Genomic DNA, 5,223 nt, shown 5'->3' on the forward strand with positions numbered 1-5,223 from the left:
GGGAAGTAGCAAAATGTAATGATGATCCAGTTCCCTTTTTATATAAATTAGGTATAAAAATTTAATTATACCAACCTCTACTGTTCTAAATATCAAGTGAGAGTAATGTTAAACGTTAGAGTCATTCCGAACTATGAATATTGATTAAGTTTCCGAACTTAAAACAACCCAAGCCAATCTATCCCACAAGTAGATTGGCTTGTTTCATTTATTACATTATAGATTGAATCTTTCTTTTTGCAATAAAAGCATCAATTACGGAGAAGATATGTTTTTTATCTTCCTCATCGAATTTTGATACTTCAAGGATTCCCCCGCTGTTTGTAATGTTAAGCGATAGGTGTCATTACCAACTAGCATATTGTTTTTAATTTTGGAACTCAAAAACAGCAAAAAACCAATCCCCATAAGCCCAAAAAACTCCCACTGTTCGAAGTATTAAGCCGTAGGCGTTACTTAGAACTATCCAATTGTTTAAGTTTCCGAACTTAAAACAACAACCGCAAGCCAATCTACCACAAATAGATTGGCTTGTTTCGTTAAGAAGAATATGTTTGCTTAGTTTTAAAATCCCTCACATCCCCCAAATAATATTTATTCACCAAGCAATAAAAAATATTTTCTTCTTAACTTTACCCTTGGGAATTCAATCATTTCCTTCACGAAAAAAACACAAAAATGAAGAATAATTTAATACGTTTTGATTGGGCCATAAAACGCCTCTTAAGAAATAAGGCGGATTATGTGATTTTAGAAGGTTTTCTTTCAGAATTGATGAAAGAAGATCTTACGATAGATAGTATTTTGGAAAGTGAAGGAAATCAAGAATCTGCTTCCGATAAATTCAATCGTGTAGATATTTTGGTGAAAAACCAGAAAGGAGAATACGTTATTATTGAAGTTCAAAACCAATTAGAATACAATTACTTCCAGAGAATGCTTTACGGCACCTCAAAAGTGCTTACTGAATATATTGCTTTAGGAGAATCATATCAGCAAGTAAAGAAGGTATATTCTGTGAATATTGTCTATTTTGATTTAGGCCAAGGAGCCGATTACGTTTATCATGGTAAAACCAATTTTCAAGGTATTTATCAAAATGATGCTTTAGAGCTCTCAGGCAAACAAAAAGTATTTTTAGGAGAAGATAAAACGCCTTCTGATTTATTTCCCGAATACTATATTATCAAAGTCAATCAATTTGATGATATAGCTAGAAATACCCTTGATGAATGGATCTATTACTTCAAAAACAACGAAATCAAAGACAACTTTAAAGCGAAAGGACTAGAACAAGCCAAAGAAATTTTAAAAGTAGATAAGATGTCAAAATCGGAACAGGTAAGCTATAAGAATCACATTGTGAACCTTATGGATGAGGCAAGTAGAGAGCGTACTTTGGAAATGGAAGCGATCATTAAGGAGAGGGAGATTGGAGAGAAAATTGGAGAAAAGAAAAAAGCATTAGAAAGTGCTCAATCCATGCTTCAAGATGGATTAGATATTACAAAAGTTGCGATGTACTCAGGCTTAACCATTGAGGAAGTGGAAAAGATCTCAAAAGAACAATAGTTATACCAGATAAATTCTGATTTACTTTCCTCCCTGTTCTAAGGTACTGTCATAAAATTCAAGTATTCTAATATGATTATTCTGAACACTCTGTAATTTTTATAGAAAAAGTATTATTTGATGAAAATGATATGAAACTAATTGAAAATAGGAAATCTTTAATTTATCCATTTGCAGAATTTATTATTGAAGAACTTACGAGTAAAAGTCCAGAAAAGACTAAAAGAGATGAAATTGAAGATAAACCAAGACTTCGTTCTCCTGTTAATAGGTAAATTATTATTTTTAATATTATTGATTTTTTTATATTTTCCTCAAATACATTTTGTGGATAATTATAAAAAGATCTTATGCTATATTTTACCTTATACAATTCCTGATTATGATAAATTACCTGATAAAGTTTTACTAAATCATTTCGATCATAGAAAAAATGTTATTGTCATTAATAGAAATAACATCTCTGATACAGATTTAATTAATAATATAATTCATAAATCACCCAGTAAACTTTTTGTTAAAGAGAATGGTAATCTTTTAAAATATGATTTTAATAAAGGAACTTTTTTTGAAATAGATTATAAAGTTGAAAATTTATTTAAGAATTTATTTGCTGTTCAAATAGATCAAGAAGAGAAAAGTATATTATTAAATAATTTACTTGATGAAATTAACCTTATTGATTTTTCTGATTTAGAATATATTCTCGAAGGACATATTTCAGGGGATTATTTTGAGGATAGAATTATTTTTGTAGGTGACTTTGGAGATTATGTAGGTGAGTATCAATTAAAAGATAACATATATGATTATGATTTATTAATTTTAGCACATTTTTTCACAAAAGACAATTTCCTTTTTTTTACATATAAATTTAAGGTATTACTAATTATATTTTTTGTAATTATTGCATTTAAGAAGAAGAATTCATTCTATGATTTTATAATAGTACTATTTATAATAACTTCTTTAATTAGTCTATTTATTTGGTATCAGTTGATTGTAAACCCATTTATCTTTTTGATATATCTTTACATAACAATTTTTAAAAATAAATTAATAAATAAACTCCACACTGTTCGTAATGTTATGCGGTAGCGTCATTACGAACTAAAAATGTTGTATAAGGTACTGTCTTAAAAGTTAAGTAAATTCATATAATTTTTCTAAGCTTATCTAAACCTTTTCACTACCGGGGGTTCCTCAAATTTTCATCGCAAAATGAAGTACTAAAGTGCAGACAATTTCACCATGAGCAATTTCGAAGCCTAAAAAAAATATTTTTCATTAGATAGGAAAGTTTAGTAATAAACTATCTCGTGTAGCCATTCATGCATAATGTTTGGCTACTACTTATTTATCATTTACCACTTGCCAATTATAGTTTTTATCGTTGTACTCTTCTTTCTTCCACAAAGCAAACATTATACTTAAAAGTTTGCCTTGTAAGGCGACATACCCTTTCATTTTAATTACTGTTTTATCAAGTATCACTATTCTTAATGTTAAGTAATAGCGTTATTGCAAGCTATCCCATTGTTTAAGTTTCCAAACTTAAAATAACAAACCCCCAATCCCTACAAACCAAAAAACTTATGGTGTTACTCTGCCAATATATCCATCAGCAATTCCATAAAATCTACTCATCCAATAGATTTTCACTTTAAGAATAGTATCTTTGCTTTTAGTAAGAAAACAAACATTGTTATGTGTACGTCACGATATATCAACCCTTTTACGGATTTTGGTTTTAAGAAAATTTTTGGAGATGAAAACAATAAGGATATCCTTATAGACTTTTTGAATACAGTACTTCCTGCTGATAGTCAGATCCAAACGTTGACTTACAAGCCAACAGAACATTTACCCAAAAATGATACAGACCGTAAAGCGATTTATGATTTATATTGTGAAAATGAATTGGGGGAAAAATTTATTGTTGAGTTACAGCGTGCCTCTCAAAAGTTTTTTAAAGACCGGACTATTTATTATTCTAGTTTCCCAATTCAAGAGCAAGCAGAGAAGGGTATGTCTTGGAATTACGAATTGAAAGCCGTGTACGTAATTTCAATCATGGACTTTATTTTTGATGAAGAGGAGGAAGATTTCCATCATATTGTCGAGCTCAAAAACCAGAACAATAAGGTGTTCTACGATAAGCTAAAGTTTGTCTACCTAGAATTGCCAAAATTCCAAAAAACAGAAGACAGCCTAAAAACAAATTTCGATAAATGGATCTATCTACTCAGAAACCTAGATTCATTTGAAGAAATGCCTTCGATTTTACAAGAACGAATATTCAAAAAAGTATTGGACCTAACAGAATATACCGCTCTCCCCAAAAAGGATCAAGATCAATATGACGAAGATTTGAAACGTTTTCGTGATTATGTCAATACTTTAGATTCAAGAGAAGAAAAAGGTAGAAAAGAAGGTAGAGAAGAAGGTATTGAAATCGGAGAAAAGCGAGCAAAAATTGAATCAGCACTATCAATGCTTAAAGACGGTATTGATTTAGAAAAAGTAGTGATCTACTCAGGTTTAACAATTGCAGAGGTAGAAGCTTTATCTAAAAAATAATTTCTTTCTATTCTTCTCAAATTTCAATCAGAAAATGGAGTGGAGGTAATAACCGTTATGGGTTTAATGGGAAGGAAGACGATAGAAATTTAAGCAGTTCTCAGCTGATTCAGGATTATGGCTTTAGAGTGTATAATCCGGTGATTGGAAAGTTTTTAAGTGTGGATCCGTTGACGAAGAGATATCCGATGTTGACGCCTTATCAATTTTCATCTAATACTCCTTTGTGGGCTATTGATTTAGACGGTTTAGAAGCATTTTTTGTTACAGGAACAAAAGGAACAAATAAGAGGTGGAGACATCCTGTTAAAGATGATGCTCCTGAGGATGATACTTTAGTGGATGGCATTACGTCTTTAACTAGAAGTACTAAAAAGGATGATACATTTAATTGGAATGATCCATATGTATATGACAAAAGGAGAAATTATACTAGACCACGAAATCACCTTAAAAATGATGTAAATGATAGAAGTATAGCTGCAGAAAAATTAGTACAACATGTTATGAGTTACAGAGAAAGAAATAACATAAATTCTGATGAAGTGGTTACCCTTATCGGGCACAGTCATGGAGGGAATGTTGCTATTCAAGCAGCCCGAATACTATATGATAGATATGGTATTAAGTTAGATCTTATAACAATTGCAACTCCCGCTTATAACGATAGAGGGGTTGAAGATCCTTCTAATAACCCAGGAATAAATAAACACATTCATGTTTGGAATAGGGTTGATGGTGTACAAGGAGGTTTAGCAGGAGAAGAGACTTATTATAAATGGAAAAAGATTACTCGTAATAGGTCTGTTAAAGTATCAAATGGTTTAACAACTAATATTGAATTGGATGTAAGCGAATATTTTCGCTCAAACGAAATGTTAGATGCTCATTCTTTTGATAATAACCATATGAAAGAATTTGTTGATCTTTTAAAAGAAAGAATTGAATAACAAATAAGACTATCAAATAAATTAGTTCATTTAATAGAAAAAGACACTTAAATATATACTATTATTGTATTATGCAATTAATTAGATTAATATTTTCAATATTTTTATTTTTATCCTGCTT

5 protein-coding genes are annotated in these 5,223 nt (G+C 30.2%); all 5 read left to right on the top strand.

Features of this window, described 5'->3' with window-relative positions; genetic code table 11:
* Positions 1-678: 678 nt before the first annotated feature.
* The 5 genes from ACXAHM_RS26085 to ACXAHM_RS26105 all read left to right on the top strand — a co-directional run bounded on the left by ACXAHM_RS26085 (position 679) and on the right by ACXAHM_RS26105 (position 5,102).
* A complete protein-coding gene (locus ACXAHM_RS26085) occupies positions 679-1,572 on the top strand; it encodes an Rpn family recombination-promoting nuclease/putative transposase (RefSeq protein WP_474967022.1) in 894 nt (297 codons plus the stop codon).
* A gap of 131 nt (positions 1,573-1,703) precedes the next feature.
* Positions 1,704-1,847, top strand: coding sequence for a hypothetical protein (locus tag ACXAHM_RS26090; RefSeq protein ID WP_474967023.1), 144 nt, complete (start codon positions 1,704-1,706; stop codon positions 1,845-1,847).
* Between the two features lie 52 nt (positions 1,848-1,899).
* The gene (locus tag ACXAHM_RS26095) at positions 1,900-2,670 is read left to right on the top strand and encodes a hypothetical protein (RefSeq protein ID WP_474967024.1); all 771 of its coding nucleotides are present in this window, start codon (positions 1,900-1,902) and stop codon (positions 2,668-2,670) included.
* Between the two features lie 609 nt (positions 2,671-3,279).
* Positions 3,280-4,152 carry an Rpn family recombination-promoting nuclease/putative transposase gene (locus tag ACXAHM_RS26100; RefSeq protein WP_474967025.1) on the top strand — a complete coding sequence of 291 codons (873 nt, stop codon included), beginning with the start codon at positions 3,280-3,282 and terminating at the stop codon, positions 4,150-4,152.
* Positions 4,153-4,178: 26 nt separating this feature from the next.
* Entirely contained in the window at positions 4,179-5,102 is a 924-nt protein-coding gene (locus ACXAHM_RS26105; protein ID WP_474967026.1) for an RHS repeat-associated core domain-containing protein, read from the top strand.
* The last annotated feature ends 121 nt before the right edge of the window (positions 5,103-5,223 follow it).

It is taken from the genome of Flammeovirga sp. AWQ4_249, from assembly GCF_056161045.1.